The organism is Streptomyces sp. NPDC043908, from assembly GCF_056435525.1.
Genome location: NZ_JBWKEI010000016.1, coordinates 21,263 through 47,212 on the forward strand (window position 1 = coordinate 21,263; position 25,950 = coordinate 47,212).

The following is a 25,950-nucleotide window of genomic DNA, read 5'->3' on the forward strand; positions in this document are numbered from 1 at the left end:
GTCGGGTAAGCGGGACCAGCAGGGAAAGTCACGGGGACGGAGGCGGTTGGGTATGGCGCACGGCGAGGTGCTCGAGTTCGAAGAGTACGTACGCACCCGGCAGGAGGCCCTGCTGCGCAGCGCCCGGCGGCTCGTTCCGGACCCGGTCGACGCGCAGGACCTGCTCCAGACCGCCCTGGCCCGCACCTACGGCCGCTGGGACGGCATCGCCGACAAGGCGCTCGCCGACGCGTACCTGCGCCGCGTGATGATCAATACGCGGACCGAGTGGTGGCGCGCCCGCAAGCTGGAGGAGGTGCCCACCGAGCAGCTGCCGGACGCGCGCATCGAGGACGGCTCCGAGCAGCGCGCCGACCGCGCCCTCCTCATGGACGTACTCAAAGTCCTGGCGCCCAAGCAGCGCAGTGTCGTGGTGCTGCGACACTGGGAGCAGATGAGCACGGAGGAGACCGCCGCGGCCCTCGGAATGTCGGCGGGTACCGTCAAGAGCACGCTGCACCGGGCGCTGGCCCGGCTCCGGCAGGAGCTGGAGAGCCGCGAGCTTGACTTCCACGCTCTGGGCAACGCTGATGGACGTGTCGGCCGGGTGGGCCGGCAGGCCGACCGCCGGGTCGGTCGCAACGGACGCGACGAAAAGGGGCGGGAGCGGTGCGCGGCCTAGGCACAGGCAGAGGGGGCGTACTGGCGGCGGGAACCACGGCGATGGCCGGGCTCGCCGCCTTCGGCCTGCTCACGGCGGGCTGCTCCACGGGGGGCACGGGCACGCGCGACGAGGGCGAGGCGCGCACCGACAAGGTCAGCCACGCCACCCCGACGCCGAAGGCCACGCCCGAGGCGCCCTTCAAGAAGGTCAACGCCGTACGGCTGCTCAAGGCCGACCCCAAGGTCAGCGAGCGCGTGAAGGCCGATCTGAAGCCCTGCGTGAAGGACGAGTACCCGATCGACGTCTCCTACGGGCACGTCACGGGCGCCGTCGGGCAGGACGTCGTCGTCAACGTGATGACCTGCGGGGACGCGGTGGGGCTCGGCTCCTATGTGTACCGCGAGGAGGGGTCCTCGTACGCCAATGTCTTCACCTCGGAGGAGGCGCCCGTCTACGCCGAGATCGACCGGGGCGATCTGGTGGTGACCCGGCAGATGTACGCCAAGGGCGACAAGCCGGCCTTCGCCTCCAGTGAGATCGTGACGACGTACCGCTGGGCGGGCACGAAGTTCGCCAAGCACGACCAGGTGGAGAACGACTTCAGCAAGGCCGTCGGCAACGACGAGGGGACCGAGGCGCCGGTGCCGGCCTCGCCCTGAGCCGGGCGGTCCGGTGTGGTTGGGTTGATCCGTTGGGGTTGGCCATCCGTATCCGTCCGTATCCGTCGGGGGTCGACCGTTCGTATCCGTTGGGTTTGACCGTTCGCGCCCCGAGGCACCCGCACCGGCGCAAGCGCAAGTCGAGGAACTGAGAGCAGCACGATGGCCGAGACCCATGTCCTGTTCGTCGAGGACGACGACGTCATCCGTGAAGCCACCCAGCTCGCGCTGGAGCGCGACGGCTTCACCGTGACCGCCATGCCCGACGGGCTCTCCGGCCTGGAGGCCTTCCGCGCCGACCAGCCCGACATCGCGCTGCTGGACGTGATGCTGCCGGGGCTGGACGGGGTGAGCCTGTGCCGCCGCATCCGCGACGAGTCGACCGTTCCGGTGATCATGCTGTCCGCGCGCGCGGACTCCATCGACGTGGTGCTCGGCCTGGAGGCCGGCGCCGACGACTACGTGACCAAGCCGTTCGACGGGGCCGTGCTCGTCGCCCGCATCCGTGCCGTCCTGCGGCGCTTCGGGCACGCGGGCGGCTCCGGCGCGGGCGCGGCCGAGACGGACGGGGCCGTCGACGGCGGGGTCCTCGCCTTCGGCGACCTGGAGGTCGACACCGAGGGCATGGAGGTCCGCAAGGGCGGTGAGACCGTCGCCCTGACCCCGACCGAGATGCGGCTGCTCCTGGAGTTCTCCTCGGCGCCCGGTACCGTGCTCTCCCGCGACAAGCTCCTGGAGCGGGTGTGGGACTACGGGTGGGGCGGGGACACCCGGGTCGTGGACGTCCATGTGCAGCGGCTGCGCACGAAGATCGGTCAGGACCGGATCGAGACCGTGCGTGGCTTCGGCTACAAACTGAAGGCGTGAGGGGCAGAAGGCGTGAGGGGCGAGTGAGGCGGCCCGCTCTGCGGACCGGTGTCCGCTGGAAGATCAGTATCGCCATCACCGCCGTCGGGGCGCTGACCGTGATGGCGCTCAGCCTCGTCGTGCACAACGCGGCGCGGGTCTCGATGCTCGACAACGCGCGCGACCTCCAGCTCGACCGGGTGCTGTTCGCGCAGCGCATCTACGAGACGAGCAAGCAGACCCGGTTCGGCGCCAAGCTCAACGACCCGGCGCTGCCCGCCGACCTCAAGGCCAAGACGGACCGGGGGCGCAAGGCCACGTCCGTGCAGGAGCCGAAGAGCGGGGTGCCGGACATCTGGGCGGCCGTGCCGGTCGGCAACGGTGACGTCCTGTCGCTGCACAGCACGTTCACCGACCGCAGCTCCAACGTCATCTCCGACCTCGACCGGGCGCTGGTCATCGGGTCGGTCGCGGTGGTGTTCGGGGGGTGTGCGCTCGGCATCCTGATCGGCGGGCAGATCTCGCGGCGGCTGCGGAAGGCCGCGGCGGCGGCGACGAAGGTGGCCGAGGGGCATACGGACGTACGCGTACGGGACGCCATCGGCGGGGTCGTCCGGGACGAGACCGATGAGCTGGCGCGGGCGGTGGACGCGCTCACCGACGCCCTCCAGGAGCGGCTGGAGGCGGAGCGGCGGGTCACCGCGGACATCGCGCACGAGCTGCGTACGCCGGTGACGGGGCTGCTGACGGCCGCCGAGCTGCTGCCGCCCGGGCGGCCGACCGAGCTCGTACGCAACCGGGCCCAGGCGATGCGGACGCTCGTGGAGGACGTGCTGGAGGTGGCGCGGCTGGACAGCGCGTCGGAGCGGGCGGAGCTCCAGGAGATCGCGCTGGGCGAGTTCGTGAGCCGGCGGGTCGCGCTGCTGGACCCCGATGTGACGGTCCGGGTGGTGCACGAGTCGTGGGTGAACACCGATCCCCGGCGGCTGGAGCGGATCCTGGGGAACCTGCTGGGGAACGCGGCGAAGCACGGGCGGGGGCCGGTGGAGGTCTCTGTGGAGGGCCGGGTGGTACGGGTCCGCGACCACGGGCCCGGGTTCCCGGAGGCCCTGCTGCGGGAGGGCCCGAGCCGCTTCCGTACGGGCAGCAGCGACCGGGCGGGGCACGGGCACGGCCTGGGCCTGACGATCGCGGCGGGCCAGGCGCGGGTACTGGGGGCACGCCTGACGTTCCGGAACGCGGCGCCGGAGGGGGCGGGGGCCGGGTCCGGGGTGGGCGGAGGGGCGATCGCGGTGCTGTGGCTGCCGGAGCATGCTCCGACGGGGACGGGGAGTTTTCCGGTGTTGCCGCCGCAGGGGTAGTGCCGGGTGGTTCCGCCCGCCCCCGCGCGGGGGCGGCTACGCGGATACGCCCCCGCGCGACCCGAAGGCCCCCGGAGCAGCACACGCTCCGGGGGCCTTCGGTACGTCAGGGGCGCGGGTCAGACCCGCTCGCGTACGGTCGGCGCCGCCGCCGCACCCGCCTCGGCCGAAGCCGGCCCGTCGGCCTCGGCCGGCGCCTGCGCGGGCTTGGCAGCCGCGTCCGGCCCCGCCCCCCGCAACGGCACCTCCTTCACGAACAGCGAAGCCACCACCGCCCCGAGCGCCACGACCGCGCCGAGGACGAACGCCCCGTGCGTCCCGGAGGACACCGCGTGCTGGTACGCCTCCCGCAGCGACGCCGGCAGCTTCGCCAGGCTCGCCGCGTCGAGCTGGGCGGACTGCTGGGTGACCCCGGCCCCGCCGCGCGCCGACATCTCGTCCTGCACCCGGCTGTTGAAGAGCGCGCCCATGATGGCCACGCCGAAGGAGGACCCGAGCGTACGGGCCAGCGTGCTCGTCGAGGAGCCGACGCCGATGTCCTTCATCTCGACGCTGTTCTGCGCCACCAGCATGGTGATCTGGAGCAGGCATCCCATGCCCGCGCCGAGCACCGCCATGTAGAGGCCGGAGGTGAGGCGGGTGGTGCCGGTGTCCATGGTGGACAGGAGGTAGAGGCCCGTCACCATCAGGATGCTGCCGACGATCGGGAACGCCTTGTAGCGGCCCGTCGACGTGGTGACGCGGCCCGCGAAGAGCGAGACGACCGTCATCGACAGGAGCATCGGGAGCAGCAGCAGACCCGAGTTGGTCGCGGACGCGCCCTGCACCGACTGCTGGTAGAGCGGGAGGAAGAGGACCGCGCCGAACATCACGAAGCCGGTGATGAAGGCGATCGTCGCCATCAGCGAGAAGTTGCGGCTGCGGAAGATGTGCAACGGCACGATCGGCTCGGCCGCCTTCGTCTCGACGAAGAAGAAGCCGACCAGGGACGCCACGCCGAGCGCGATCAGCTCCATGATCCGGGCCGAGCCCCAGGCGTACTCCGTCCCGCCCCAGGTGGTGACCAGCACGATCGCGGTGATGCCGACGGTCAGCAGGACCGTACCGAGGTAGTCGATCTTCGGCTTGGACTTCTTCTTGGGGAGGTGGAGGACGGCAGTCACCATCGCGAGGGCGACCGCGCCGAGCGGCAGGTTGATGTAGAAGGACCAGCGCCAGCCGAGGTGGTCGGTGATGGAGCCGCCGACCAGCGGGCCGCCGATCATGGCGATGCCCATGACCCCGGCCATCATGCCCTGGTACTTGCCCCGCTCCCGCGGCGGTATCAGCTCACCGATGATCGCCATGACCCCGACGATCAGCCCGCCGGCGCCGAGGCCCTGGATCGCCCGGAAGCCGATCAGCTGGCCCATCCCCTGGGCCATGCCGCTGAGCGCGGAGCCGACGAGGAAGACGACTATGGAGCTGAGGAAGGCGCCCTTGCGCCCGTACATGTCGCCGAGCTTGCCCCAGATGGGCGTCGAGGCCGCGGTGGCGAGGGTGTAGGCGGTGACCACCCAGGACAGATGCGCCATTCCGCCCAGGTCACCGACGATGGTGGGCATCGCGGTGCCGACGATCATGTTGTCGAGCATCGCGAGGAGCATCGCGATCATCAGGGCCAGCAGGACCACGCGGACGCTGCGCTGCTTGGGTCCCGTCCCTGGAGCCGCGGCCCCGGCGGCCTCCGGCTGAATCTGTTGTGCCATGTCTCCCACTCCCTGCCCCACACTTACTTGCCGCCCGGCTAGTTACTACACTGGGGAAAGTAGACCCCCTACTAGCCGGGCGTCAAGTAAGTTTTCAGGAGAGCTCGATGGCCAGAGGCAACACCCGCCAGCGCATCCAGGATGTGGCCCTGGAGCTCTTCGGCGAGCAGGGGTACGAGAAGACCTCGCTGCGTGAGATCGCGGAGCGGCTGGACGTCACCAAGGCGGCTCTCTACTACCACTTCAAAACCAAGGAAGACATCCTGGGGAGCCTCTTTCAGGATCTCACCAGGCCGATGGACGAGCTGCTGGAATGGGGCCGGACGCAGCCGCAGACCTTGGAATCGAAGATCGAGATTCTCCGGCGCTACAGCGACGCCCTGACCGGCGCCGCCCCGCTCTTCCGCTTCATGCAGGAGAACCAGGCCACCGTCCGCGAGCTCTCCATCGGGGAGAACTTCAAGGACCGCGTCCTGGCGATGGTCGAGCTGCTCAAGGACCCGGGCGCCCCGCTCCCCGACCAGATCCGCTGCTTCACCGCGCTCTTCTCCATGCACGTGGGCATGCACGCCCTCAAGGACATCGAAGGCGACCCCGAGGAGAAGCGCAAGGCCGTCCTCGAAGTCGCCATCGATCTGGTGACGCAGGCCCACGGCGGGGGCGGGTCCGTCAGACCTTGACGCCCGCCGTGCGCAGGAAGGCGACCGGGTTCACGGCCGAGCCGTAGTTCGGCGTCGTACGGATCTCGAAGTGCAGGTGCGGGCCGCTGGTGTTGCCGGTGTTGCCGGAGAGCGCGATCCGCTGGTCGGTGGAGATCGTCTGCCCGATACGGACGTCGATCCGCGACAGGTGCGCGTACTGCGAGTACGTGTGGTCGGCGTGCCGGACCACGACGGCGTTGCCGTACGCCGGGCCGTCGCCGCCGCCGTTGGGGCCCGCCTTGACCACGGTGCCCGCGTGCACGGCCTTGACCGGGGTGCCCACCGGCACGGCGAAGTCCTGGCCGGAGTGCTTGTGCGCCCACATCGAGCCGCCGGTGCCGAAGGTGGCGCTGAGCTTGTACGCGTCCACCGGGTCCACCCACGCTGCGGCCTTCTTCGCCGCCGCCCGCTCGGCCCGCGTGGCCGCCTTGGCCAGCGCGTCGGCCTGCGCGGCGACGGACGCGGCGGCGCCGGTCCTCGCCGGGGCCCCCGCCCTGTCGGCGGCGACGGCCGTCCCGGCGCCCAGCAGGGCCGTCACTCCCAGGCCCGCGCCCACGGCGGCGGCGCACAGGCGCAGGGCGGTCGGGCGAGGGGTGCGGGAAGCGGGGCGCTGGGACATGCGGGGACATCCTCCGGATGGACGACTGGGGGCAGGAACAGGCCCGGCACACGAGCGGCGCGCCGGGCTGCATCCCTTGGTAACCCGAACCCCCGTTCCAGCTCAAAACGCCCATCTACTAACGAATGCCGTATGGATCAGCGCGGGAATGCGGCCGGGGCATGGGGCATCGCCTGCTATCGGCCGTAGTAGCGCCCCGGGGGCCTGTGCGGCTTGTCACCGGGGAGCGCCTGTCGGCGGGACGTAAGTCCTTCCCTTTCGGGACCAAGGTCCCGTGTGCGCGGCTACGCTGGCGCGTCGTGGAACCCGGACTGCTCACCGCCAAGGTCGCCTCCGCCGCCGTCGCCCCGCTGATCCGCCGTCTGTTCACCGCCGAGCCGGCCGGGGCCGCGCTCGCCGACCGCCCGGTCCGGATCTCCTCGTACGTCTCCTTCCGGGGCGAACAGCGCACGCTCGGCCAGGCGGAACTGCGCACCCTCGCCGCCAAGCTGGTCAGGGCCGCCCTGCGGACCGGTGAGCGGCCCGTCGCGGCCGACGAGGAGCGGGCGGTGGCCGACGCGCTCGCCCGGACCCTGTACGCGCTCGGCGAGCTCACCCTCAGCGACGCCGAGGCCGTCGCCCTGGGCCACCGGGAGCTCGCGCGGGAGCTGCGCCGCGCGGGCGACCACCCCGAGCGCCACCTCTCCGCCGACGCCACCCACTTCTACGAGCGCCTGCTCGACACCAGCTGCCTGCACATCCTGAACTTCTTCACCCAGCGCTCCACCTTCGTCCCCGCCACCCTCGTCGAGCAGACCCGGCGGCAGAGCGAGCTCATCGCGCGCGTGGACGAGCTGATCGCCCGCACCCCGCGCGCGGACGCGCACGACGCCGGCTTCGAGGAGCGCTACCTCGCCCATCTGGCCAGGAAGCACGGCCGGCTGACCATCTACGGCATCGACCTCGCCAACTCGCCCCGCACCTGGCCGCTGGACACCGCGTACCTGCGGCTGGAGGCGGTCGGCCGGGCCGCCGGGCCGTGGCGTACGTTCGAGGGGCACCCGCCGGTGCCGGGCGCCGGGGAGGACTTCGCCCCCAGGCCCGCCGACCGCGTCCTCGCCGACCACGAGCGCGTCCTGCTGCGCGGCGAGGCGGGCTCCGGCAAGACCACCCTCGTCCAGTGGCTCGCCCTGTCCGCCGCGCGCGACGACCTCGACCACGCCACCGCGTACCTGTACGACCGCGTCCCCTACGTCCTGCCGCTGCGCACCCTCACCCGCCACGGCGCGCGGCTCCCCGCGCCCCGGGACTTCCTGGCCGCCGTCGGCTCGCCGCTGGCGGGTGAGCAGCCGCCCGGCTGGGAGGCCAGGGTCCTGGGGGACGGGCGCGGTCTGCTCCTGGTCGACGGGATCGACGAGATCCCGGACGCCGAGCGGGCCGCCACGCGCGCGTGGCTGAGCGAGCTGATCGAGACCTATCCCGGCAACCGCTGGCTGGTCACCTCGCGCCCCTCGGCGGTCGGCGAGGACTGGCTCGGCGAGGAGGGCTTCACCGAGCTCACGCTCTGCCCGATGAGCCCGGCGGACGTGGCCGCGTTCGTGCGGCGCTGGCACGCGGCGGCCCGGACCGGGGCCGACGACGAGGGCGAACTCGCCGCGTACGAGAGCCAGCTCCTCCAGGCCGTACGCACCAAGCCGGACCTGGCGCGTCTGGCCACCAACCCGCTGATGTGCGGCCTGATCTGCGCCCTCCACCGCGACCGGCGCGGCTTCCTGCCGTACGGCCGCAAGGACCTCTACGACGCGGCGCTCTCCATGCTGCTCATCCGCCGCGACCGCGAGCGCGACATGCGGATGCCCGAGCGCCGCCAGGAACCGCAGGTCCAACTGCTCCAGCAGCTCGCGTACTGGCTGATCCGCAACGGCCGCACCGAGATGGACCGCGCCCGCGCCGAGACGGTCATCGCCGATCTGCTCCCCTCCGTACCGGAGCTGGCCGAACTCGGCGACGCGCGGGCCGTCTTCGAGCACTTCCTGCACCGCTCCGGCCTGCTGCGCGAACCCGCCCCCGGCACCGTCGACTTCATCCACCGCACCTTCCAGGACTACCTGGGCGCCCGGGCCGCCGTGGAGGCCGGCGACCTGGGGCTGCTCGTCGCCCACTCCGCCGACGACCAGTGGCAGGACGTCATCCGCATGGCCGTCGCCCACGCGCGCCCGCGCGAGCGCGTGGAGCTGTTCGAGGAGCTGCTGGCGTACGGCGACACGCACCCCCACCCGGCCGCGCGCACCCGGGTGCATCTGCTCGCGGCGACCTGCCTGGAGCACGCGGCCGAGCTCGCCGCCGGGGTGCGGGCCGAGGTCGAGGCGCGTACGGCCGCGCTCATCCCGCCGCGCGACCTGGTGGCCGCACGGGCGCTCGCCTCGGCCGGACCGATGATCCTCGACCTGCTGCCCGGCCCCGAGGGGCTGGACAAGTACACGGCCGAGCTGGTGGTCGTCGCCGCCTCGCACGTGGAGTCGGAGCGCGCGATCCCGTTCCTGGCCCGCTTCGGCCGCCACCCCGCGCGACGGGTGAGGGCCCAGCTCGTCTGGTCCTGGGGGCGGTTCGACACACGGCAGTACGCCGACGAGGTCATCGCCGGGATCGACCCCGAGGACCTGCTCTTCACGGTCACCTCCGACGAGCAGTTGAACGCCCTGCGCACCCTCGGCACCCGCCCGCAGCTGGAGACGCGCGGCGACGTCTCCGCCGGGGCGCTGCGCGCGTACGCGGCCGAGGCCTCGCTCACACGGGTGCGGCTGAACCACAACCCGTCCCTCGCGGACCTGTCGTTCCTGGCGGGTCCGCACCCGCTCACGGACCTGAGCGTGGCCGAGTGCCCTCGGCTGACCGACCTTTCGGACCTGCGCGGCCGGCCGCTCACGGAGCTGTCGCTGAGCGGGACGGGCAACGCCGACCTGAGCCCGCTCGCCTCGCTGCGCCACCTCCGCTCGCTGGGTCTGTCGGGCGACCGCGTGAGCTGGTCACCGGCCGTGCTGCCGACGGCGGCCCCATTGGAGTCCCTGGAGGTCAGCGCGGTGGCCGCGGAGAGCCTGCGGGGCCTGGCCGACGCCGCACCCCAGCTGAGCGAGCTCTACCTCGGGCCGTGGAGCAGCCCGGAGGACGCCGAGGAGTGGGCGGAGGTGGCCCGTGTCCCGCGCTTGCGCAGCCTCCAGGTGACGGGCACGTCCCTGTCGGCCGCGCCCGCGGGGCTCGCCGTGCCGTCCGTGTTCCAGCTCTATCTGAGCGACCCCGTGCCGCCCACCGCGCTCACCGGGCTCGCGCGGCTCTTTCCGCGCCTGCACGTCCTGAACCTGTGGGCGTACCAGCAGGAGTACGACGTGAGCCTGCTCGACGCCCCGCCGACCCTGCTCCAGGTCCGGGTCCGCTCCGGCCAGCGGGTGAGGGGAGCGGACCGGCTGCCCAGGGGCGTGGACGTGGCCGCCGGCGAGGTGGTGGTGGTGCGGTGAGGACCGCACCCGCCAAGGTGGCCGCGCCCGCGGAAAAGGGGCTGCCCCGGCCCGTACGGACGACATCGCGTCCGTACAGCCGGGGCAGCCCCTCGGGACGAGCCCCTGGAGGCTACGCCTCCTTGCTCAGGTTCGGACCGGCGCCGCCGGCCGCCTGCTCGATCGGGGGGACGTCGGGCAGTGCCGACTTCTCCTCGCCGCGGAAGGTGAAGCTCTTCGCCTCGCCCTCGCCCTCGGTGTCGACGACCACGATGTGACCGGGGCGCAGCTCACCGAAGAGGATCTTCTCGGAGAGGATGTCCTCGATCTCGCGCTGGATCGTCCGGCGCAGCGGCCGGGCGCCCATGATCGGGTCGTAGCCCTTCTTCGCCAGGAGCGACTTCGCGTCCGCGCTGAGCTCGATGCCCATGTCGCGGTCCTTCAGACGCTCGTCCACCTTGGCGACCATGAGGTCGACGATCTGGATGATGTCTTCCTCGGTGAGCTGGTGGAAGACCACCGTGTCGTCGACACGGTTGAGGAACTCGGGGCGGAAGTGCTGCTTCAGCTCCTCGTTGACCTTGGCCTTCATCCGCTCGTAGCCGGTCTTCACATCGCCCTGGGCGGCGAAGCCCAGGTTGAAGCCCTTGGAGATGTCCCGGGTGCCGAGGTTCGTGGTCATGATGATGACCGTGTTCTTGAAGTCGACGACCCGGCCCTGGGAGTCGGTCAGACGACCGTCTTCCAGGATCTGGAGCAGGGAATTGAAGATGTCCGGGTGGGCCTTTTCGACCTCGTCGAAGAGGACGACGGAGAAGGGCTTGCGGCGGACCTTCTCGGTCAGCTGGCCGCCCTCTTCGTAACCCACGTATCCGGGCGGGGAGCCGAAGAGACGCGAGACCGTGTGCTTCTCGCTGAACTCCGACATGTCGAGGGAGATCAGCGCGTCCTCGTCGCCGAAGAGGAATTCGGCGAGCGTCTTGGAGAGCTCGGTCTTACCGACACCGGACGGACCGGCGAAGATGAACGAGCCACCGGGGCGCTTGGGGTCCTTCAGACCCGCACGGGTGCGCCGGATCGCCTGGGAGAGCGCCTTGATGGCGTCCTTCTGGCCGATGACGCGCTTGTGCAGCTCGTCCTCCATGCGCAGCAGACGGGAGGACTCCTCCTCCGTCAGCTTGAAGACGGGAATGCCGGTCGCGGTCGCGAGGACCTCGGCGATGAGCTCGCCGTCGACCTCGGCGACGACGTCCATGTCGCCGGCCTTCCACTCCTTCTCGCGCTTGGCCTTCGCGGCGAGCAGCTGCTTCTCCTTGTCGCGGAGAGAGGCCGCCTTCTCGAAGTCCTGGGAGTCGATGGCCGACTCCTTGTCGCGGCGCACGCCCGCGATCTTCTCGTCGAACTCGCGGAGGTCCGGCGGCGCGGTCATCCGGCGGATGCGCATCCGGGAGCCGGCCTCGTCGATCAGGTCGATCGCCTTGTCCGGCAGGAAGCGGTCCGAGATGTACCGGTCGGCCAGGGTGGCGGCCTGGACCAGCGCCTCGTCCGTGATGGACACGCGGTGGTGCGCCTCGTACCGGTCGCGCAGACCCTTGAGGATCTCGATGGTGTGCGGCAGCGACGGCTCGGCGACCTGGATGGGCTGGAAGCGGCGCTCCAGGGCGGCGTCCTTCTCCAGGTGCTTGCGGTACTCGTCGAGCGTGGTGGCACCGATGGTCTGGAGCTCACCGCGGGCCAGCATCGGCTTCAGGATCGACGCGGCGTCGATGGCACCCTCGGCGGCGCCCGCACCCACGAGGGTGTGGAGCTCGTCGATGAACAGGATGATGTCGCCGCGGGTGCGGATCTCCTTGAGGACCTTCTTCAGGCGCTCCTCGAAGTCACCGCGGTAGCGCGAGCCGGCGACCAGCGCGCCCAGGTCCAGGGTGTAGAGGTGCTTGTCCTTGAGGGTCTCGGGCACCTCGCCCTTGACGATGGCCTGCGCCAGGCCCTCGACGACGGCGGTCTTGCCGACGCCGGGCTCGCCGATGAGCACCGGGTTGTTCTTGGTACGGCGGGACAGCACCTGCATGACCCGCTCGATCTCCTTCTCGCGCCCGATGACCGGGTCGAGCTTGGACTCACGAGCGGCCTGGGTGAGGTTCCGGCCGAACTGGTCGAGGACGAGGGAGGTCGAAGGCGTGCCCTCGGCCGGGCCGCCCGCGGTGGCGGCTTCCTTGCCCTGGTAGCCGGAGAGCAGCTGGATGACCTGCTGCCGCACCCGGTTGAGATCGGCGCCCAGCTTCACGAGGACCTGGGCGGCGACGCCCTCGCCCTCGCGGATCAGGCCGAGCAGGATGTGCTCGGTGCCGATGTAGTTGTGGCCGAGCTGGAGGGCCTCGCGGAGCGACAGCTCCAGGACCTTCTTGGCACGCGGGGTGAAGGGGATGTGACCGGACGGGGCCTGCTGGCCCTGACCGATGATCTCCTCCACCTGCTGACGGACCGCCTCAAGAGAAATCCCGAGGCTCTCCAGGGCCTTAGCGGCGACACCCTCACCCTCGTGGATCAGGCCCAGGAGAATGTGCTCGGTGCCGATGTAGTTGTGGTTGAGCATCCGGGCTTCTTCCTGAGCCAGGACGACAACCCGCCGCGCGCGGTCGGTGAACCTCTCGAACATCGTTAATCGCTCCTCAGAGCGGTCGGGCAGTAAGGGGTCGGTCCCCTCCCTGTCCTTCCGCATGCTAGTCCCGTGGGACGGGACAGCTCATTCCAACTGCCGACATCCGACCCGATCACCCCCGCCCAGGCGGGGAAAGTTGCTGCCGAACAGCCGACAACTGCTCCAACTCGATGGTGCGAGACGATGTTCCCGCAGGCCAAGCAGATACCCATGTCTCCACTACGCCGATGGCGAACGCGAGACGGCCCTGCGGGCTCCACGCCCCTCCCCACTAGGAATGTCTTACCCGTAGGGACTGACAGTCCATGCGGCGCGCCCCGGTTCCCTCAGCTACGGGCGAACACACTTGCGCCGCCGCATGCCTCCGCGCGCCCCCGTACCGCCTACGGAACGCATTCGTCCGGAAACCGTGCGTAACCCTGGGCCGTTTCAGGAGTTCTCCGGTCATGGCCCTCACCGTGCCCTCCCCCGAGCTCTCGGCCCCGACCGGGCAGGTGCCCCCGCCGCGCGCCCCCCTGGGGCTCCCGGCCGCCCAGTGGTACGAGCGCGAGCTCGGCTGGGCCGTCGTGGCGGGACCGCCGGTGCGGCTCCTGACGGGGCTGCGCTTCGACGTGCTGGACGTCCCGGCGGCCGCGGGTGCCGCCCTGCTGGCGCGGTTCGCACGGACCGGCCCGGTCGCCCTGGCGGGGCGCCGGATGCGGTTCCTGGTGGCCGCGGGCAGCGCCGAGGAACTGCCGGGGCTGCTCGACTGGCTGGAGTGGGGCGGAGTCGGCCTCGACCTGTCGGCCGTCGGCGCCGGCGGCCGGATCACCGCTCCCCCACCGCCCGGCCGGAGCGTGCCGGCCGCCCGGGACGGCTCGCGGGAGACCGCCGTGTGGCTGCGGCCTCCCGAGCCGGGGTGCGAGGTCGAAGCGACCCTTCCGGCGTTCGCCGGACTCGCCGGACCGAGGGGCGGCGGGGGCGGTGCGGACACCCCCGACCTCGTCCGGCTGGTGGACGCGGCGGCGACGGCATGCCACCGGGCCCGCCTGTTCCCCGCGCACTCCGTGACCGGCTCCGCACCCGCCCCGTACCGGGCCGAGGCGAAGTGGCCGGGTGACGCGGGAACATCGGGTGACGCGGGAACTCAGCCGTTCGCCTTCTCGTAGGCCTCGCGAATGTCGGCCGGGACGCGTCCGCGGTCGTTCACGTTGTAGCCCTGCTCCTTGGCCCACTTGCGGATCTGGGCGGTGTCCTGACCCGCGGGAGCGGCACCGCGGGCCTTGCCCCGGCCGCCGGCGGCACGGCCACCGGTGCGCCGTCCGCTCTTGGTGTACGGGTCGAGCAGACCCCGGAGCTTGTCCGCGTTGGCGGTGGTGAGGTCGATCTCGTAGGTCTTGCCGTCGAGAGCGAACGTCACGGTCTCGTCCGCCTCGCCGCCGTCGAGGTCATCGACAAGAAGGACCTGAACCTTCTGTGCCACCGGATTTCCTTTCATCGAAAATGCAGTACGCGGAAAGGAAACCGCTTTTGCCTGGAAAACACAAACCCCCGGCAGAGGTTCAGGGGGCTTGCACAGCGGGAAACGTGCGCGATTCGGACATAGGGTTCTCCCGGCTTCCACCGGGTTCCCGCGATCACAGGTGCAGAAGCATCCGGCTGTTGCCCAAGGTGTTCGGCTTCACTCGTTCGAGACCGAGGAACTCGGCGACACCCTCGTCATACGAGCGCAACAGCTCGCTGTAGACATCTGTGTCGACCGGAGTCTCCCCGATCTCGGTGAAGCCGTGCTTCGCGAAGAACTCCACTTCGAAGGTGAGGCAGAAAACCCGGCGGACCCCGAGCCAGCGGGCGGTCTGGAGCAGCTTGTCGAGTACCAGATGCCCGACTCCGCCGCCCTTGAACTCGCGGTCGACCGCGAGAGTGCGCACTTCGGCCAGGTCTTCCCACATCACGTGCAGCGCGCCGCAGCCGACCACCCGGGCATCCGAGTCGCGTTCCGCGACCCAGAACTCCTGGATGTCCTCGTAAAGCGTCACGGTCGCTTTGTCGAGCAGGATGCCCGCGCCCACGTACGCGTCGAGAAGGCGGCGGACGGCCGCGACATCGCTGGTCCTGGCCCGGCGGACGGTCACGGCATTTGCGGGGGCATAAGACATGACCGGACGCTATCGCCCCGCGCCGCCCGCGGCCCCATCGGGTTCCGCGGCTCGCGGACCCTCTCGCGGACCCTGTTCCGGGCGGTCTTCCCGGCGGTCTTGGCGGCGGCCTTCCCGCGGGCCTTCGCGGCCGTCTTCCGGTGCCTCTTCGCTTCCGCCTTCCGGGTGCTCTTCCCGGGGCGCGGGCGGTTCGGCGGGAACGGCGGGATCGGCAGGATCGGCGGGATCCGAGTACTCCTCGGGCGGTCCGACCATCCGAACAGCATCACGCAGAGACTCGCGCTGCTCGGGGGACATCATGCCGAAGAAGGCGACCAGTGCGGCGGCGGGGTTGTCGCTCTGCGACCACGCTTCGTTCATCAGTGCGGCCGCGTAGGCGGCCCGGGTGGAGACCGCGGTATATCGATAGGCACGGCCGTCGACTTCGCGGCGCACCCAGCCCTTCTGATGGAGATTGTCCATTACGGTCATCACGGTCGTGTACGCGATGGACCGTTCCTGCTGAAGGTCTTCCAGGACTTCCCGGACGGTCACCGGACGGTTCCACTGCCAGACGCGCGTCATGACGGCGTCTTCCAGCTCTCCCAATTGGCGAGGCACATCTGCACCATAGTGGGAGATGTCACGAATGGCTGGTTATTTACGGTGGTGAACAGCAAAAAGGGCGCGCGCCCCCGATAGGGGGTCGCGCGCCCTTGACGTGTGAAGCGCGCCGTAGGTCGCGGGGCAGGGTGCCGCCTGGGGCGCCGTCAGACCTGGCCGGTGGTCGGGCGCTGGCGGGCTGCCTCGGCGCGGGCGATCGCGGCGTCCACGGCCGCGTCCTCCTTGCCCTTGTTGGGGCCGCCCTGGCTCTTGACGATCGTCACGATGAGCCCGATGAAGAAGACGGCCATCACCACGGGGGGAACGAGCGCGGAAACGTAGTCCATGGCGTCCAGGGTAGCTACCCGGCGGCGCGTGCGGCGGGCGGGGGCAGCGGCTTGCGGCGTGGCGGGAACACCTCACCGGGCGTGGGGATGGGCCGGTCCGGGCGCGGCGCCTTGGGCTGCGGCCGTGCGGGCTCCGACGCGGGGGCCGGCCGCGACTTCGGGTCCGGCCCGGCGGCGCGGCCGCCCGGCAGGGCGAGGAGCCGAGTGCGGGGTCCGGGGGTGACGGCGGCGAGCCGCGCCCGTACGGAGTGCTCGGCGAGCCGTCGGCACCGTTCGAGCAGCGCCGCCGCCACCGGCAGGGAGCGCAGCGCGCGCAGGGCGGCGAGGTCGTCCGGCGTGGGGTCGTAGCCGGCCGCCAGGGCGTCCTGGAGCAGCTCCAGATAGCCGGGGGCGGAGCCGGGCAGGGCGGTGCGGTAGCGGGCGAGGTCGGCCAGCAGAAAGGCGCGCAACCGGTTCGCCTCGCGTACGGCCTCGTCCACGGAGCCGGCCAGCCGCAGGCAGTCCAGGACGTCCGCGTCCGCTAGGGGGGCAGGGTGGAGGGCGACGGCGAGGGCGCGTCGGAGCACACGCAGCTCGTCTGCGCTGAACGCCATTCCGCCGCGGGATCCGTAAGGCGTGGGCATGAACCGACAATACTTCGGAAAGGGACAAAATCTGTTTAATGGGGGTTTGTGGGCGAGTTGCCTTTTCCCCACCCCACCCCTTCCCGAAAGCCCTCGGGCGGGCGGCCGGGGGTTCCCTGCGGGTGGGGCGGGGGCCGGGCTGCGCAGTTCCCCGCGCCCCTCGAAGGCGGGAACTTCGCCCGCGGGCCGGTGGCCGACTGGTCGCGCAGGTCCCCGCGCCCCTTCAGGGCCCGGACTCCGGCTGCCGGCCGGTGGCCGGTTGCTCGCGCAGGTCCCCGCGCCCCTTCAGGGCCCGGACTCCGGCTGCCGGCCGGTGGCCGGTTGCTCGCGCAGTTCCCCGCGCCCCTTCAGGGCCCGGACTCCGGCTGCCGGCCGGTGGCCGGTTGCTCGCGCAGTTCCCCGCGCCGCTTCAGGGCCCGGACTTCGGCTGCCGGCCGGTGGCCGGTTGCTCGCGCAGTTCCCCGCGCCCCTTTGTGCGCCCCTGCGGGGCGATCGGGTGGGTGGGCGCGTCCGCGCGGTGGAGTCGCGTCCTGTTACAGCCCCCACGGCCCTGAAAACCCGTGGCCGCGCTGGCTGTTCCGGGTTCGGCCGGACCCCTCAGGGGCGCGGGGAACTGCGCGACCAGCCCACCACCGGTCCGCGGACGGAAGACCGGGGCCCGGGGCGCTGGGGCGCAGCCCCGCGGTGTTCAGGGGCGCGGGGAACTGCGCGAGCAAGCCAGCACGGTCCGCGGTCGGAGTCCCGGCCGGCCTTCCGGGGGCCCGGGGCGCAGCCCCGGCCAGCCGGGGTGCAGGGGCGGTAGCCCCGCCAGGGGGGCCGGGGGCCGGAGCCCCGGGGGAAATGCTTGTCCTTCGCCCCCACCCGCCCCCGGAGGGTTTAGGGGAACGGGCGGGGTGGGGGATGGTCACATGCGGGAGATGTTGCGTTCGTACACCAGGCGTAGCCCGATCAGCGTCAGCCACGGCTCGTGTTCGTCGATCACGTGCGCCTCCCCCAGCACCATCGGCGCCAGCCCACCCGTCGCGATCACCGTGACGTCGGACGGGTCGCCCCCGGGACCCACCAGCTCGCGGGCCATCCGGGTCACGACCCCGTCGACCTGCCCGGCGAACCCGTACACGATCCCCGCCTGCATCGCCTCGACCGTGTTCTTGCCGATCACCGCACGCGGCCGGGCCAGTTCGATCTTGCGGAGCTGCGCGCCCTTGACGCCGAGCGCCTCCACGGAGATCTCGATGCCGGGGGCGATCACCCCGCCCGCGTACTCCCCGCGCGCGCTGACCGCGTCGAACGTCGTCGCCGTGCCGAAGTCGACGACGATCGCCGGGCCCCCGTACAGCTCGACCGCCGCGACCGCGTTGATGATGCGGTCCGCGCCGACCTCCTTGGGGTTGTCCATGAGGATCGGCACCCCGGTCTTGATGCCGGGCTCGACCAGGACCGCCGGGACGTCGCCGTAGTAGCGGCGGGTGACCTCACGCAGCTCGTGCAGCACCGACGGCACCGTCGAGCAGATCGCGATGCCCTCGATGTTGTCCCCGAGCTCCGCCCCCAGCAGCGGGTGCATGCCCATGAGGCCGTTGAGCAGGACCGCCATCTCGTCGGCGGTGCGCCGGGGATCGGTGGAGATGCGCCAGTGCTCGACGACCTCCTCGCCGTCGAACAGGCCGAGGACCGTGTGCGTGTTGCCTACGTCGATCGTCAGCAGCATCGGTTACTCCGCCTCGCGCAGATCGAGGCCGATGTCGAGGATCGGGGCGGAGTGGGTGAGCGCGCCGACCGCCAGGTAGTCGACGCCCGTCGCCGCGTACGCCGCCGCGTTCTCCAGGGTGAGGCGGCCGGAGGACTCCAGGAACGCGCGCCCGGCGACGAGTTCGACGGCGCGGGCGGTCTCCTCGGGGGTGAAGTTGTCCAGCAGGATCAGGTCCGCGCCCGCCTGAAGGACCTCCCCGACCTGGTCGAGCGTGTCGACCTCGACCTCGATCGGCACCTCCGGGAACATCTCCCGTACGGCCTTGAACGCCTGGGCGACGCCGCCCGCGGCCACCACGTGGTTGTCCTTGACCAGCGCCGCGTCGGACAGCGACATCCGGTGGTTGACGCCGCCGCCGCAGCGCACCGCGTACTTCTCCAGGGCGCGCAGCCCCGGCGTCGTCTTGCGGGTGTCGCGCACCTTCGCGCGCGTGCCGTCCAGGGCGTCCGCCCACGCGCGCGTGGCGGTGGCGATGCCGGACAGGCGGCACAGGATGTTCAGCGCGCTGCGCTCGCCGGTGAGCAGGTCGCGGGTGCACGTGGTGACGCTGAGCAGCTTCTGGCCCGCCTCGACCCGGTCGCCGTCCGCGACGTGCCGCTCGACCTCGAACTCCTCGGTGCACACGATCGACAGGATCGCCTCGGCGACCCGCAGACCGGCGACCGTACCGGCCTCGCGCGCGGTGAAGTCGCCGGTGGCGACGGCGTCCTCGGGGACGGTCGCCGCGGTCGTCACGTCCACGCCGCCGTCCAGGTCCTCCTCGATGGCGACGTGCGCGATGTCCTCGACCTGGACGGGGTCCAGGCCCGACTCGGCCAGCAGCGCGGCCAGCGTGGGGTCCAGGCCGCACTCGTACACGTCCTCGTCGCCGCAGCCGCAGTCGTCGCCGCAGCCGCCTCCGCTCGCGGGGACGCCGATCTGGATCAGCGGTACGTCCACCGGCTCGGGACGGTGTTCGTCGGGGGTGCTCACGGTTACGGCTCCCTGGGGGCGTCGAGGACGGTCGGGGGGAAGTCTGCGGAATCGGTACGGAGGACGTCGAGCGTACGGTCCGGGGTCACCCGGACGACGAGGTGGCGGCGCCAGTCCGCGTCGTCCCGGTCGGGCCGGTCCTCGCGCCAGTGGCAGCCGCGGGTCTCCTCGCGGGCGGCGGCCGCCGCGACCAGGACGCGCGCGACGAGCAGCAGGTTGGTGGTCTCCCACGCGTCCACGCCCGGCTCGGCGGCCTTGCGCGCGTCCGGCCCGTCGGCGTCGGACCGGATGGCCTCCAGGCGGGCGGCGGCCTCGGCGAGGCTGTCGGCGGAGCGCAGCACGCCCGCGCCGCGGGTCATGATCCGCTGGATCTGGATGCGGGCCTCGGGGGCGAGCAGCGGGCAGACGGGCGCGTCCTCGCCGGCTCCGGCGCCCCGGGCGGCGCTGTCCACGCGCGCGGGGCCGCCCGCGGCGATGTCGGCCGCGATGCGCTCGGCGAACACCAGGCCTTCGAGGAGGGAGTTGGAGGCGAGCCGGTTGGCGCCGTGGACGCCGGTGCAGGCGACCTCGCCGCACGCGTAGAGCCCCGGGACCGTGGTGCGGCCGTGCAGGTCGGTGCGGACGCCGCCGGAGGCGTAGTGGGCGGCCGGGGCGACCGGGATCGGCTCGGTGACCGGGTCGATGCCGTGGGCGCGGCAGGCGGCGAGGATGGTGGGGAAGCGCTGCTCCCACATCCGGGCGCCGAAGTGCCGCGCGTCCAGGTACATGTGCTCGGTGCCGTGGGCCTGCATCTGGCGGGTGATCGCCTTGGCGACGATGTCGCGCGGGGCGAGCTCGGCCAGTTCGTGCTGCCCCAGCATGAAGCGGGTGCCGGTGGCGTCGACGAGGTGGGCGCCCTCGCCCCGTACCGCCTCGGAGACGAGCGGCTGCTGGCCCTCGGAGTCGGCGCCGAGGAAGAGCACGGTGGGGTGGAACTGGACGAACTCCAGGTCGGAGATCTCGGCGCCGGCGCGCAGCGCCAGGGCGACCCCGTCGCCGGTGGAGACCGCCGGGTTGGTGGTGGCGGAGAAGACCTGGCCCATGCCGCCGGTGGCGAGCACCACGGCGGGGGCGTGGACGGCCCCCACGCCGTCGTGCTGGCCCTCGCCCATGACGTGCAGGGTGATGCCCGCGGTGCGGCCGTCCTCGTCGCGCAGGAGGTCCAGGACGAGCGCGTTCTCGATGGTGCGCACCGCGCGCTCGCGGACGGCCTCGACCAGCGCGCGCGAGATCTCCGCGCCCGTGGCGTCGCCGCCCGCGTGGGCGATGCGGCGGCGGTGGTGGCCGCCCTCGCGGGTCAGCGAGATGGCGCCGGAGTCGTCGGTGTCGAAGTGGGCGCCGGTGGCGATCAGCCGGCGCACCGCGTCCGGGCCCTCGGTGACCAGGGTGCGCACCGCGGCCTCGTCGCACAGGCCCGCGCCCGCCACCAGCGTGTCGTCCAGGTGCTGTTCGGGGGTGTCGCCCTCGCCGAGGGCCGCGGCGATGCCGCCCTGCGCCCAGCGCGTCGAGCCGTCGTCCAGCCGGGCCTTGGTCACCACCACGGTGGCGAGCCCGGCGGCGGTGCAGCGCAGGGCCGCGGTGAGGCCCGCCACGCCGGAGCCGACGACCACGACGTCCGCGTCGATGGCCCAGCCCGGCGCGGGCGCGTCCAGCCGTATGCCGGTCCGGGCCGGGTCGGCGGTGGTCCTGGTCATACGGGGGCTCCGAAGTTCAGCGGGATGTTGTCGATCAGGCGGGTGGTGCCGACGCGCGCGGCGACCGCGAGGACGGCCTCACCGGCGAAGCCGTCGCCGGCCTCGTCGAACGTCGACGGGTCGACCAGCGCCAGGTAGTCCAGGGCCAGCGGCGGATCGGCCTTGGCGGCGTCGTCCAGGACGCCCTGGGCGGCGGCGCGCACGACCGCCGGGGACGGACCCGCCGCCTCCACCGCGTACGCGTCGGCGGCCGCGCGGGCCTCGCCGATCCGGGACAGCGCCAGGGAGCGCCCGGAGGAGGCGTGGGTGGCGGCGGCGCGCGCGTGGAGCGCGTGCTCGGCCGTCAGCCGGTCGCGGGCCGCGAACAGCGCGCGCGAGAGGGCGAGCGCGGTGGTGCGCTCCCTCGGCGAGAGGTAGCGGTTGCGGCTGGAGAGGGCGAGCCCGTCCGCCTCGCGCACGGTGGGCACCCCGGCGATCTCCACGGGGAAGTTCAGGTCCCGGGCCATGCGGCGGATGAGCGCCAGCTGCTGGGCGTCCTTCTGTCCGAACAGCGCGAGGTCGGGGGCGGTGAGGTGGAGCAGCTTGGCGACGACGGTGAGCATGCCGTCGAAGTGGCCCGGGCGGGAGGCGCCTTCGAGGCGCTCGCCCATGGGGCCCGCGGTGACGCGCACCTGCGGCTCGCCGCCGGGATAGACCTCGTCCACGGAGGGCGCGAACACGGCGTCGGCGCCCGCCCGGTCGGCCACCTCGATGTCGGCGTCCAGGGTGCGCGGGTAGCGGTCGAGGTCCTCGCCCGCGCCGAACTGGAGCGGGTTGACGAAGACGGTGACGACGACCTGGCCGCCGGGGCCGACGCTCTCGCGCGCGGTGCGCACGAGCGTGGCGTGCCCCTCGTGCAGGGCGCCCATGGTCATGACGACGGCGCGGCGGCCGGTGCGCTCCAGGGCGGCCAGCTCCGCGGCGGTGCGGACCAGAAGGGTCATCGGTTCTCTCCGTCCGCGAGGACGCCCAGCAGGTCCTCGGCGAGCTCGGGCTTCAGCAGGCCGTGGGCGAGCGCCCGGTCGGCGGTCGTACGGGCCATGGCGAGGTATCCGGCGACGGCGCCGGGGGCGTGCTTGCGCAGCTCGGCGACGTGCGCCGCGACCGTGCCCGCGTCGCCGCGCGCGACGGGGCCGGTCAGGGCCGCGTCGCCGGAGCGCAGCGCGTTGTCGAGCGCGGCGCCCAGGAGCGGGCCGAGCATCCGGTCGGGGGCGGTGACCCCGGCCAGGCCCAGCAGCTCCATGGACTGGGCCACCAGGGTGACCAGGTGGTTGGCGCCGAGGGCGAGGGCCGCGTGGTAGAGCGGGCGGTTCTGCTCCTCGATCCACTCGGGCTCGCCGCCCATCTCGATGACCAGCGCCTCCGCGGCGAGGCGCAGCTCCTCGGGCGCGGTGACGCCGAAGGAGCAGCCGGCCAGGCGCTGGACGTCGACGCCGGTCCCGGTGAACGTCATCGCGGGGTGCAGGGCCAGCGGGAGCGCCCCCGCGCGCGTGGCGGGTGCCAGGACGGCCGTCCCGTACCGCCCGGAGGTGTGCACGAGGAGCTGGCCGGGGCGGACGGCGCCGGTCTCGGCGAGGCCCTCCACCAGGCCCGGCAGGGCGTCGTCGGGGACGGTGAGCAGCACCAGGTCGGCGGCGGCCAGCACCTCGGCGGGCGGCACCAGCGGCACGTCGGGGAGCAGGGCGGCGGCGCGGCGCACCGAGGCGTCGGACACGCCGGAGACGGCCACCGGGCGGTGCCCGGCGAGCTTCAGCGACGCGGCGAGTGCGGGTCCGACCCGGCCGGCACCGACGACGCCGACGGTGAGGCGGGCTGGGCGGGTCTCTGGTTGTGCGTTCACGCGGTGCGGGCCTTCCGTTCCAGTCCGCGAGGGGTACCGGACGATTTCCCCGTCATGCTACGCCCAGGTTTCGACCAACCCCCGTGACTGTCCACAGGCTGTGGGTGATGATCGGACCATGGAAGATCAGCACGGCGGGGAAGAGCGGCACGGCCGGATCGGGGACGGCCCCGGCGGGAACGGCCCGGAGGCCGCCCGCGCGGGCGACGGCGCGGAGCAGGACGCGCGCCCGCGCAGGATCGCCGCCTGGCGCGCCTCGGAGCGGACCCTGTGCCGGATGCCGGGCGAGTTCAGCATGGGCGAGCGGCTGACGGCCCTCGCCGCCGACGCGCGCGCGGTGTACGACACCGACGAGATGCCGGACTTCTACGGCGACGGCCCGGTGGCCGAGCTGGAGCGGCGCACCGCCGGACTGCTCGGCTTCCCTGCGGCGGCCTTCTTCCCGACCGGCACCATGGCCCAGCAGGCCGCGTTGCGCGCCTGGGCGGGCCGCACCGGCAACGCGACCGTGGCGCTGCACCCCCTGGCCCACCCCGAGGTGCACGAACGGCGCGCCTTCGGCACGGTCAGCGGGCTGCGCACGGTCCACCCCACGACCGCGCCCCGGCTGCCCACGGCCGAGGAGGTCCGGGACTTCGAGGAGCCGTTCGGCACGCTGATGCTGGAACTGCCGCTGCGGGACGCCGGGTTCGTCCTGCCCACCTGGCAGGAGCTGACCGACGTGGTCGAGGCGGCCCGGGAGCGCGATGCGGTGGTGCACTTCGACGGCGCGCGGCTGTGGGAGTGCGCCGTGCACTTCGACCGTCCGCTGGAGGAGATCGCCGGGCTCGCGGACAGCGTCTACGTGTCGTACTACAAGACGCTGGAGGGCCTGTCCGGGGCCGCGCTCGTCGGACCGGAACCGCTCGTCGACGAGGCCCGCGCCTGGCGCCACCGGTACGGGGGCCGGCTCTTCCAGCAGTATCCGGCGGCCCTGTCGGCGCTGGTCGGCCTCGACCGGGTGCTGCCGGAACTCCCCTCGTACGTCGCCCACGCGCGCGTGGTGGCCGAGGGGCTGGCGGACGGCTTCGCCAAGGCGGGCGTGCCGTGGTTCCGGATCAACCCCGGGGTGCCGCACACCCACCAGTTCCAGGTGTGGCTCCCGTACGAGGCGGACGCCCTGGACGAGGCCGGGCTCGGCCAGTCCGAACAGACGGGCGTGACGCTCTTCCGCCGCTGGTTCCCGGCGCCCGCCGGGCCGCCCGGTGTCGCCTACACCGAACTGACGGTGACGAAGCCGGGCCTCGCGTGGTCGGTGGAGGACATACGGGACGCGGCGGCCGAGTTCGTACGGAGGCTGGCTCCCGGGGCGGCCTAGGCACCCGGGGCCCGCTCTCAGCGGCAGGCGGGGGTGCGGGGGCGGGGCGAGGGCAGGAGGCGGCCGAGAGCGGCGCGCAGGCGGCCGTGGGCGAGGCGGCCGGAGAGGACCGCCTCGAAGCGCCGGTAGTCCCGCAGTTCGCGCAGGGTGCGTACGTCGTGCGTGCCCGGCGGCGGGGGCGGGGCCTGGTCGAGGCGGGCGGCGCGGTAGGTGTCGAGCATGTGCTGCTGAATGGCGTCCATGCATCCAGGCTGCGCCGCTCGCGGCCGTCCGTCGCGCCGATTGACCAGGGGCGTCAATTGACGGGGGGTCGGTGCGGGCGGGGTGGGGGGCTGGGCCGGGGTGCGGGTTGTGCTTCGGCTGCGGTCGTCTGTGGCTGGTCGCGCAGTTCCCCGCGGCCCCTGACTGGGTTGCCGCACCACGCACCCCCCGGCCCCGGGGTCACCCCACGCGCAGCAGGAGCTTCCCCGTGGACGTGCGGCTTTCCATCAGGCGGTGGGCCTGTGCCGCCTCGGACAGGGGGAACTCCGCCGTCACCGGGAGGCGCACCCGTCCGTCCGCCGCCAGGGCGAACGCGCGCGTGGCCAGATCGCGCAGGGCCTGCGGGGCGCCGGACGCCAGGCCCAGGATCGAGAAGCCGGCGACCGAGCGGGCGCCCGGGTAGAGCTCGGGCTGCCCGACCCGCCAGGGCTCCTCGCCGCCCGCGTTCCCGTACGAGACCAGGCGCCCGAACAGGGCCAGCGCCTCCAGGCCCCGGCGCAGCGTCTCGCCGCCGACCGGGTCGAGGACCAGGTCCACGCCCCGGCCGCCGGTCGCCCGGCGCACGTCCTCGGCGAAGGAGCCGGTGAGGAACACGTCGTCGTAGCCGTGCTCGCGCGCGTACGCGGCCTTGGCCTCGCTGGAGACCACGCCGTAGACGGCGCCCGCGCCCGCGAGGCGGGCGATCTGGCCGACCGCCGTGCCGACGCCGCCCGCCGCGCCCTGGACCAGGACGCTCTCGCCGGCCCGCAGCCGCCCCACCTCGTGGACCAGCGCGTGCGCGGTCGGCAGGACGGTGGGGAGCGTGGCGGCGGCGCGCAGCCCGACGCCCTCGGGCACGGGGAAGACGGTGGCGGCGGGGACGACGGCGACCTCCGCGTAGCCGCCGCCCCCGGACATCGCCGCGACCTCCTGCCCGACCGCGAACCCCTCGACGCCCTCGCCCAGCTCCCGTACGCGCCCGGAGACCTCCAGTCCCGGCACGAACGGCAGGGACGTGACCCGGTACCCCTCCGAACGGGCCTTCACCTCGGCGAAGTTGACCCCGGCCCAGACGACGTCGACGGCGACCTCACCGGGGCCGGGCCGGGGCGCCTCCGTCTCCACCGGCCGCAGCACTTCCGGACCACCCAGCTCGCTGACCTGAATCGCACGCATGACGCGGGTCCCCCTCGGCACCTAAAGTGTTCAATGAAAGTCGAACACTCAGGAGTGTACGACGATCGTCGAACACTGGGCAAGGGCGGACCGCCGACTCCGCCCCGGGAGGAAGGACACCGATGACCCATCGCGCGGCACCCGAACACACCCACCCCGACAAGGTCCCGCTGATCACGGCCCTGGACGCGCTCGGCGACCCGGTCCGCCTCCAGCTCGTGCGCGAGCTGGCCGGGTCGAAGGAGTGGACGCGCAGTTGCGGCTCCTTCGACGTGCCGGTGCGCAAGGCGGCGCTGAGCCACCACTTCTCGGTGCTGCGCGCGGCCGGGCTGGTCGAGCAGCGCGACGACGGGCCCAAGCGGGTCAACCGGCTGCGCCGCGAGGAGTTCGACCAGCGCTTCCCCGGACTGCTCGAACTGGTCCTGCACGTCGACTGAGGGC

General features: G+C 72.7%; 24 protein-coding genes. 9 read left to right on the forward strand and 15 right to left on the reverse strand.

The features are described 5' to 3' along the window. Window positions 1-52 precede the first annotated feature (52 nt). From AC069K_RS29335 to cseC, 4 genes are all read left to right on the forward strand, one after another. The gene (locus tag AC069K_RS29335) at window positions 53-661 is read left to right on the forward strand and encodes a SigE family RNA polymerase sigma factor (RefSeq protein WP_358832519.1); all 609 of its coding nucleotides are present in this window, start codon (window positions 53-55) and stop codon (window positions 659-661) included. 41 nt (window positions 662-702) lie between these two features. Continuing rightward, complete coding sequence (locus AC069K_RS29340; protein ID WP_365100174.1) at window positions 703-1,302, forward strand: hypothetical protein; 600 nt, start codon at window positions 703-705, stop codon at window positions 1,300-1,302. Between the two features lie 162 nt (window positions 1,303-1,464). After that, complete coding sequence (cseB, locus tag AC069K_RS29345) at window positions 1,465-2,169, forward strand: two-component system response regulator CseB (RefSeq protein WP_365100172.1); 705 nt, start codon at window positions 1,465-1,467, stop codon at window positions 2,167-2,169. 23 nt (window positions 2,170-2,192) lie between these two features. After that, window positions 2,193-3,509: a two-component system sensor histidine kinase CseC gene (cseC, locus tag AC069K_RS29350; protein ID WP_478621421.1), complete on the forward strand. Its 1,317-nt coding sequence runs from the start codon at window positions 2,193-2,195 to the stop codon at window positions 3,507-3,509. Between the two features lie 119 nt (window positions 3,510-3,628). On the opposite strand, the gene AC069K_RS29355 is transcribed toward cseC, so the two are convergent. Continuing rightward, window positions 3,629-5,257, reverse strand: a complete 1,629-nt coding sequence (locus AC069K_RS29355) for an MDR family MFS transporter (protein WP_365100168.1) — start codon at window positions 5,255-5,257, stop codon at window positions 3,629-3,631. A gap of 107 nt (window positions 5,258-5,364) precedes the next feature. Between AC069K_RS29355 and AC069K_RS29360 the strand changes: the two genes are divergently transcribed. Beyond that, window positions 5,365-5,937, forward strand: coding sequence for a TetR/AcrR family transcriptional regulator (locus AC069K_RS29360; protein WP_478621423.1), 573 nt, complete (start codon window positions 5,365-5,367; stop codon window positions 5,935-5,937). On the opposite strand, the gene AC069K_RS29365 is transcribed toward AC069K_RS29360, so the two are convergent. Continuing rightward, window positions 5,927-6,577 (reverse strand): M23 family metallopeptidase, encoded by a 651-nt coding sequence (locus AC069K_RS29365; protein ID WP_478621425.1) that lies wholly within the window; start codon window positions 6,575-6,577, stop codon window positions 5,927-5,929. The two genes, AC069K_RS29360 and AC069K_RS29365, sit on opposite strands and share 11 nt — an antisense overlap. Before the next feature lie 299 nt (window positions 6,578-6,876). On the opposite strand from AC069K_RS29365, the gene AC069K_RS29370 reads away from it, so the two are divergent. Further along, on the forward strand, window positions 6,877-10,068 hold the full coding sequence (locus AC069K_RS29370; RefSeq protein WP_478621427.1) for an NACHT domain-containing protein: 3,192 nt from the start codon (window positions 6,877-6,879) through the stop codon (window positions 10,066-10,068). Window positions 10,069-10,180: 112 nt separating this feature from the next. On the opposite strand, the gene AC069K_RS29375 is transcribed toward AC069K_RS29370, so the two are convergent. Beyond that, complete coding sequence (locus tag AC069K_RS29375) at window positions 10,181-12,706, reverse strand: ATP-dependent Clp protease ATP-binding subunit (RefSeq protein WP_358832511.1); 2,526 nt, start codon at window positions 12,704-12,706, stop codon at window positions 10,181-10,183. A gap of 449 nt (window positions 12,707-13,155) precedes the next feature. Here AC069K_RS29375 and AC069K_RS29380 point away from each other — a divergent pair, with 449 nt between their 5' ends. Next, window positions 13,156-13,857 carry an SCO3374 family protein gene (locus AC069K_RS29380; protein WP_478621429.1) on the forward strand — a complete coding sequence of 234 codons (702 nt, stop codon included), beginning with the start codon at window positions 13,156-13,158 and terminating at the stop codon, window positions 13,855-13,857. Here AC069K_RS29380 and AC069K_RS29385 read toward each other — a convergent pair. The 10 genes from AC069K_RS29385 to AC069K_RS29430 all read right to left on the reverse strand — a co-directional run bounded on the left by AC069K_RS29385 (window position 13,836) and on the right by AC069K_RS29430 (window position 22,736). Further along, complete coding sequence (locus AC069K_RS29385) at window positions 13,836-14,171, reverse strand: histone-like nucleoid-structuring protein Lsr2 (protein WP_358832509.1); 336 nt, start codon at window positions 14,169-14,171, stop codon at window positions 13,836-13,838. The genes AC069K_RS29380 and AC069K_RS29385 overlap by 22 nt on opposite strands. Before the next feature lie 154 nt (window positions 14,172-14,325). Continuing rightward, window positions 14,326-14,847: an amino-acid N-acetyltransferase gene (locus AC069K_RS29390; protein WP_358832508.1), complete on the reverse strand. Its 522-nt coding sequence runs from the start codon at window positions 14,845-14,847 to the stop codon at window positions 14,326-14,328. 9 nt (window positions 14,848-14,856) lie between these two features. Beyond that, window positions 14,857-15,411 carry a BlaI/MecI/CopY family transcriptional regulator gene (locus AC069K_RS29395; protein WP_478621567.1) on the reverse strand — a complete coding sequence of 185 codons (555 nt, stop codon included), beginning with the start codon at window positions 15,409-15,411 and terminating at the stop codon, window positions 14,857-14,859. Window positions 15,412-15,596: 185 nt separating this feature from the next. Beyond that, window positions 15,597-15,776, reverse strand: coding sequence for a hypothetical protein (locus AC069K_RS29400; RefSeq protein ID WP_358832506.1), 180 nt, complete (start codon window positions 15,774-15,776; stop codon window positions 15,597-15,599). Window positions 15,777-15,790: 14 nt separating this feature from the next. Then, window positions 15,791-16,369, reverse strand: coding sequence for a hypothetical protein (locus AC069K_RS29405; protein WP_365100158.1), 579 nt, complete (start codon window positions 16,367-16,369; stop codon window positions 15,791-15,793). A gap of 934 nt (window positions 16,370-17,303) precedes the next feature. Then, on the reverse strand, window positions 17,304-18,110 hold the full coding sequence (locus AC069K_RS29410; protein ID WP_365100157.1) for a type III pantothenate kinase: 807 nt from the start codon (window positions 18,108-18,110) through the stop codon (window positions 17,304-17,306). A 3-nt stretch (window positions 18,111-18,113) separates the two neighbouring features. Beyond that, window positions 18,114-19,124 (reverse strand): carboxylating nicotinate-nucleotide diphosphorylase, encoded by a 1,011-nt coding sequence (nadC, locus tag AC069K_RS29415; RefSeq protein ID WP_478621433.1) that lies wholly within the window; start codon window positions 19,122-19,124, stop codon window positions 18,114-18,116. Between the two features lie 2 nt (window positions 19,125-19,126). After that, window positions 19,127-20,857, reverse strand: a complete 1,731-nt coding sequence (locus AC069K_RS29420) for an L-aspartate oxidase (RefSeq protein ID WP_365100154.1) — start codon at window positions 20,855-20,857, stop codon at window positions 19,127-19,129. Continuing rightward, complete coding sequence (gene panC / locus AC069K_RS29425) at window positions 20,854-21,840, reverse strand: pantoate--beta-alanine ligase (protein WP_365100153.1); 987 nt, start codon at window positions 21,838-21,840, stop codon at window positions 20,854-20,856. The genes AC069K_RS29420 and panC overlap by 4 nt, the downstream gene beginning before the upstream one ends. After that, the gene (locus tag AC069K_RS29430) at window positions 21,837-22,736 is read right to left on the reverse strand and encodes a Rossmann-like and DUF2520 domain-containing protein (RefSeq protein ID WP_365100151.1); all 900 of its coding nucleotides are present in this window, start codon (window positions 22,734-22,736) and stop codon (window positions 21,837-21,839) included. Before AC069K_RS29430 ends, panC begins: the two co-directional genes overlap by 4 nt. A 118-nt stretch (window positions 22,737-22,854) precedes the next feature. Between AC069K_RS29430 and AC069K_RS29435 the strand changes: the two genes are divergently transcribed. Beyond that, entirely contained in the window at window positions 22,855-24,093 is a 1,239-nt protein-coding gene (locus AC069K_RS29435) for a threonine aldolase family protein (protein ID WP_478621436.1), read from the forward strand. 17 nt (window positions 24,094-24,110) lie between these two features. On the opposite strand, the gene AC069K_RS29440 is transcribed toward AC069K_RS29435, so the two are convergent. Beyond that, window positions 24,111-24,335 carry a hypothetical protein gene (locus AC069K_RS29440; RefSeq protein WP_365100148.1) on the reverse strand — a complete coding sequence of 75 codons (225 nt, stop codon included), beginning with the start codon at window positions 24,333-24,335 and terminating at the stop codon, window positions 24,111-24,113. Window positions 24,336-24,534: 199 nt separating this feature from the next. Then, window positions 24,535-25,509 (reverse strand): quinone oxidoreductase family protein, encoded by a 975-nt coding sequence (locus tag AC069K_RS29445; protein ID WP_478621439.1) that lies wholly within the window; start codon window positions 25,507-25,509, stop codon window positions 24,535-24,537. A 122-nt stretch (window positions 25,510-25,631) separates the two neighbouring features. On the opposite strand from AC069K_RS29445, the gene AC069K_RS29450 reads away from it, so the two are divergent. Further along, window positions 25,632-25,946, forward strand: a complete 315-nt coding sequence (locus AC069K_RS29450) for an ArsR/SmtB family transcription factor (RefSeq protein ID WP_358832496.1) — start codon at window positions 25,632-25,634, stop codon at window positions 25,944-25,946. Window positions 25,947-25,950 lie beyond the last annotated feature (4 nt).

Coding starts and splice junctions, on each gene's coding strand:
- AC069K_RS29375 (WP_358832511.1), bottom strand. CDS start 12,706: ATGTTCGAGAGGTTCACCGACCGCGCGCGGCGGGTTGTCGTCCTGGCT.
- AC069K_RS29365 (WP_478621425.1), bottom strand. CDS start 6,577: ATGTCCCAGCGCCCCGCTTCCCGCACCCCTCGCCCGACCGCCCTGCGC.
- AC069K_RS29390 (WP_358832508.1), bottom strand. CDS start 14,847: ATGTCTTATGCCCCCGCAAATGCCGTGACCGTCCGCCGGGCCAGGACC.
- cseB (WP_365100172.1), top strand. CDS start 1,465: ATGGCCGAGACCCATGTCCTGTTCGTCGAGGACGACGACGTCATCCGT.
- AC069K_RS29445 (WP_478621439.1), bottom strand. CDS start 25,509: ATGCGTGCGATTCAGGTCAGCGAGCTGGGTGGTCCGGAAGTGCTGCGG.
- AC069K_RS29410 (WP_365100157.1), bottom strand. CDS start 18,110: ATGCTGCTGACGATCGACGTAGGCAACACGCACACGGTCCTCGGCCTG.
- AC069K_RS29405 (WP_365100158.1), bottom strand. CDS start 16,369: ATGGCGTTCAGCGCAGACGAGCTGCGTGTGCTCCGACGCGCCCTCGCC.
- AC069K_RS29420 (WP_365100154.1), bottom strand. CDS start 20,857: ATGACCAGGACCACCGCCGACCCGGCCCGGACCGGCATACGGCTGGAC.
- AC069K_RS29360 (WP_478621423.1), top strand. CDS start 5,365: ATGGCCAGAGGCAACACCCGCCAGCGCATCCAGGATGTGGCCCTGGAG.
- panC (WP_365100153.1), bottom strand. CDS start 21,840: ATGACCCTTCTGGTCCGCACCGCCGCGGAGCTGGCCGCCCTGGAGCGC.
- AC069K_RS29395 (WP_478621567.1), bottom strand. CDS start 15,411: ATGACGCGCGTCTGGCAGTGGAACCGTCCGGTGACCGTCCGGGAAGTC.
- AC069K_RS29435 (WP_478621436.1), top strand. CDS start 22,855: ATGGAAGATCAGCACGGCGGGGAAGAGCGGCACGGCCGGATCGGGGAC.
- AC069K_RS29340 (WP_365100174.1), top strand. CDS start 703: ATGGCCGGGCTCGCCGCCTTCGGCCTGCTCACGGCGGGCTGCTCCACG.
- AC069K_RS29450 (WP_358832496.1), top strand. CDS start 25,632: ATGACCCATCGCGCGGCACCCGAACACACCCACCCCGACAAGGTCCCG.
- AC069K_RS29355 (WP_365100168.1), bottom strand. CDS start 5,257: ATGGCACAACAGATTCAGCCGGAGGCCGCCGGGGCCGCGGCTCCAGGG.
- AC069K_RS29440 (WP_365100148.1), bottom strand. CDS start 24,335: ATGGACGCCATTCAGCAGCACATGCTCGACACCTACCGCGCCGCCCGC.
- AC069K_RS29400 (WP_358832506.1), bottom strand. CDS start 15,776: ATGGACTACGTTTCCGCGCTCGTTCCCCCCGTGGTGATGGCCGTCTTC.
- AC069K_RS29335 (WP_358832519.1), top strand. CDS start 53: ATGGCGCACGGCGAGGTGCTCGAGTTCGAAGAGTACGTACGCACCCGG.
- AC069K_RS29380 (WP_478621429.1), top strand. CDS start 13,156: ATGGCCCTCACCGTGCCCTCCCCCGAGCTCTCGGCCCCGACCGGGCAG.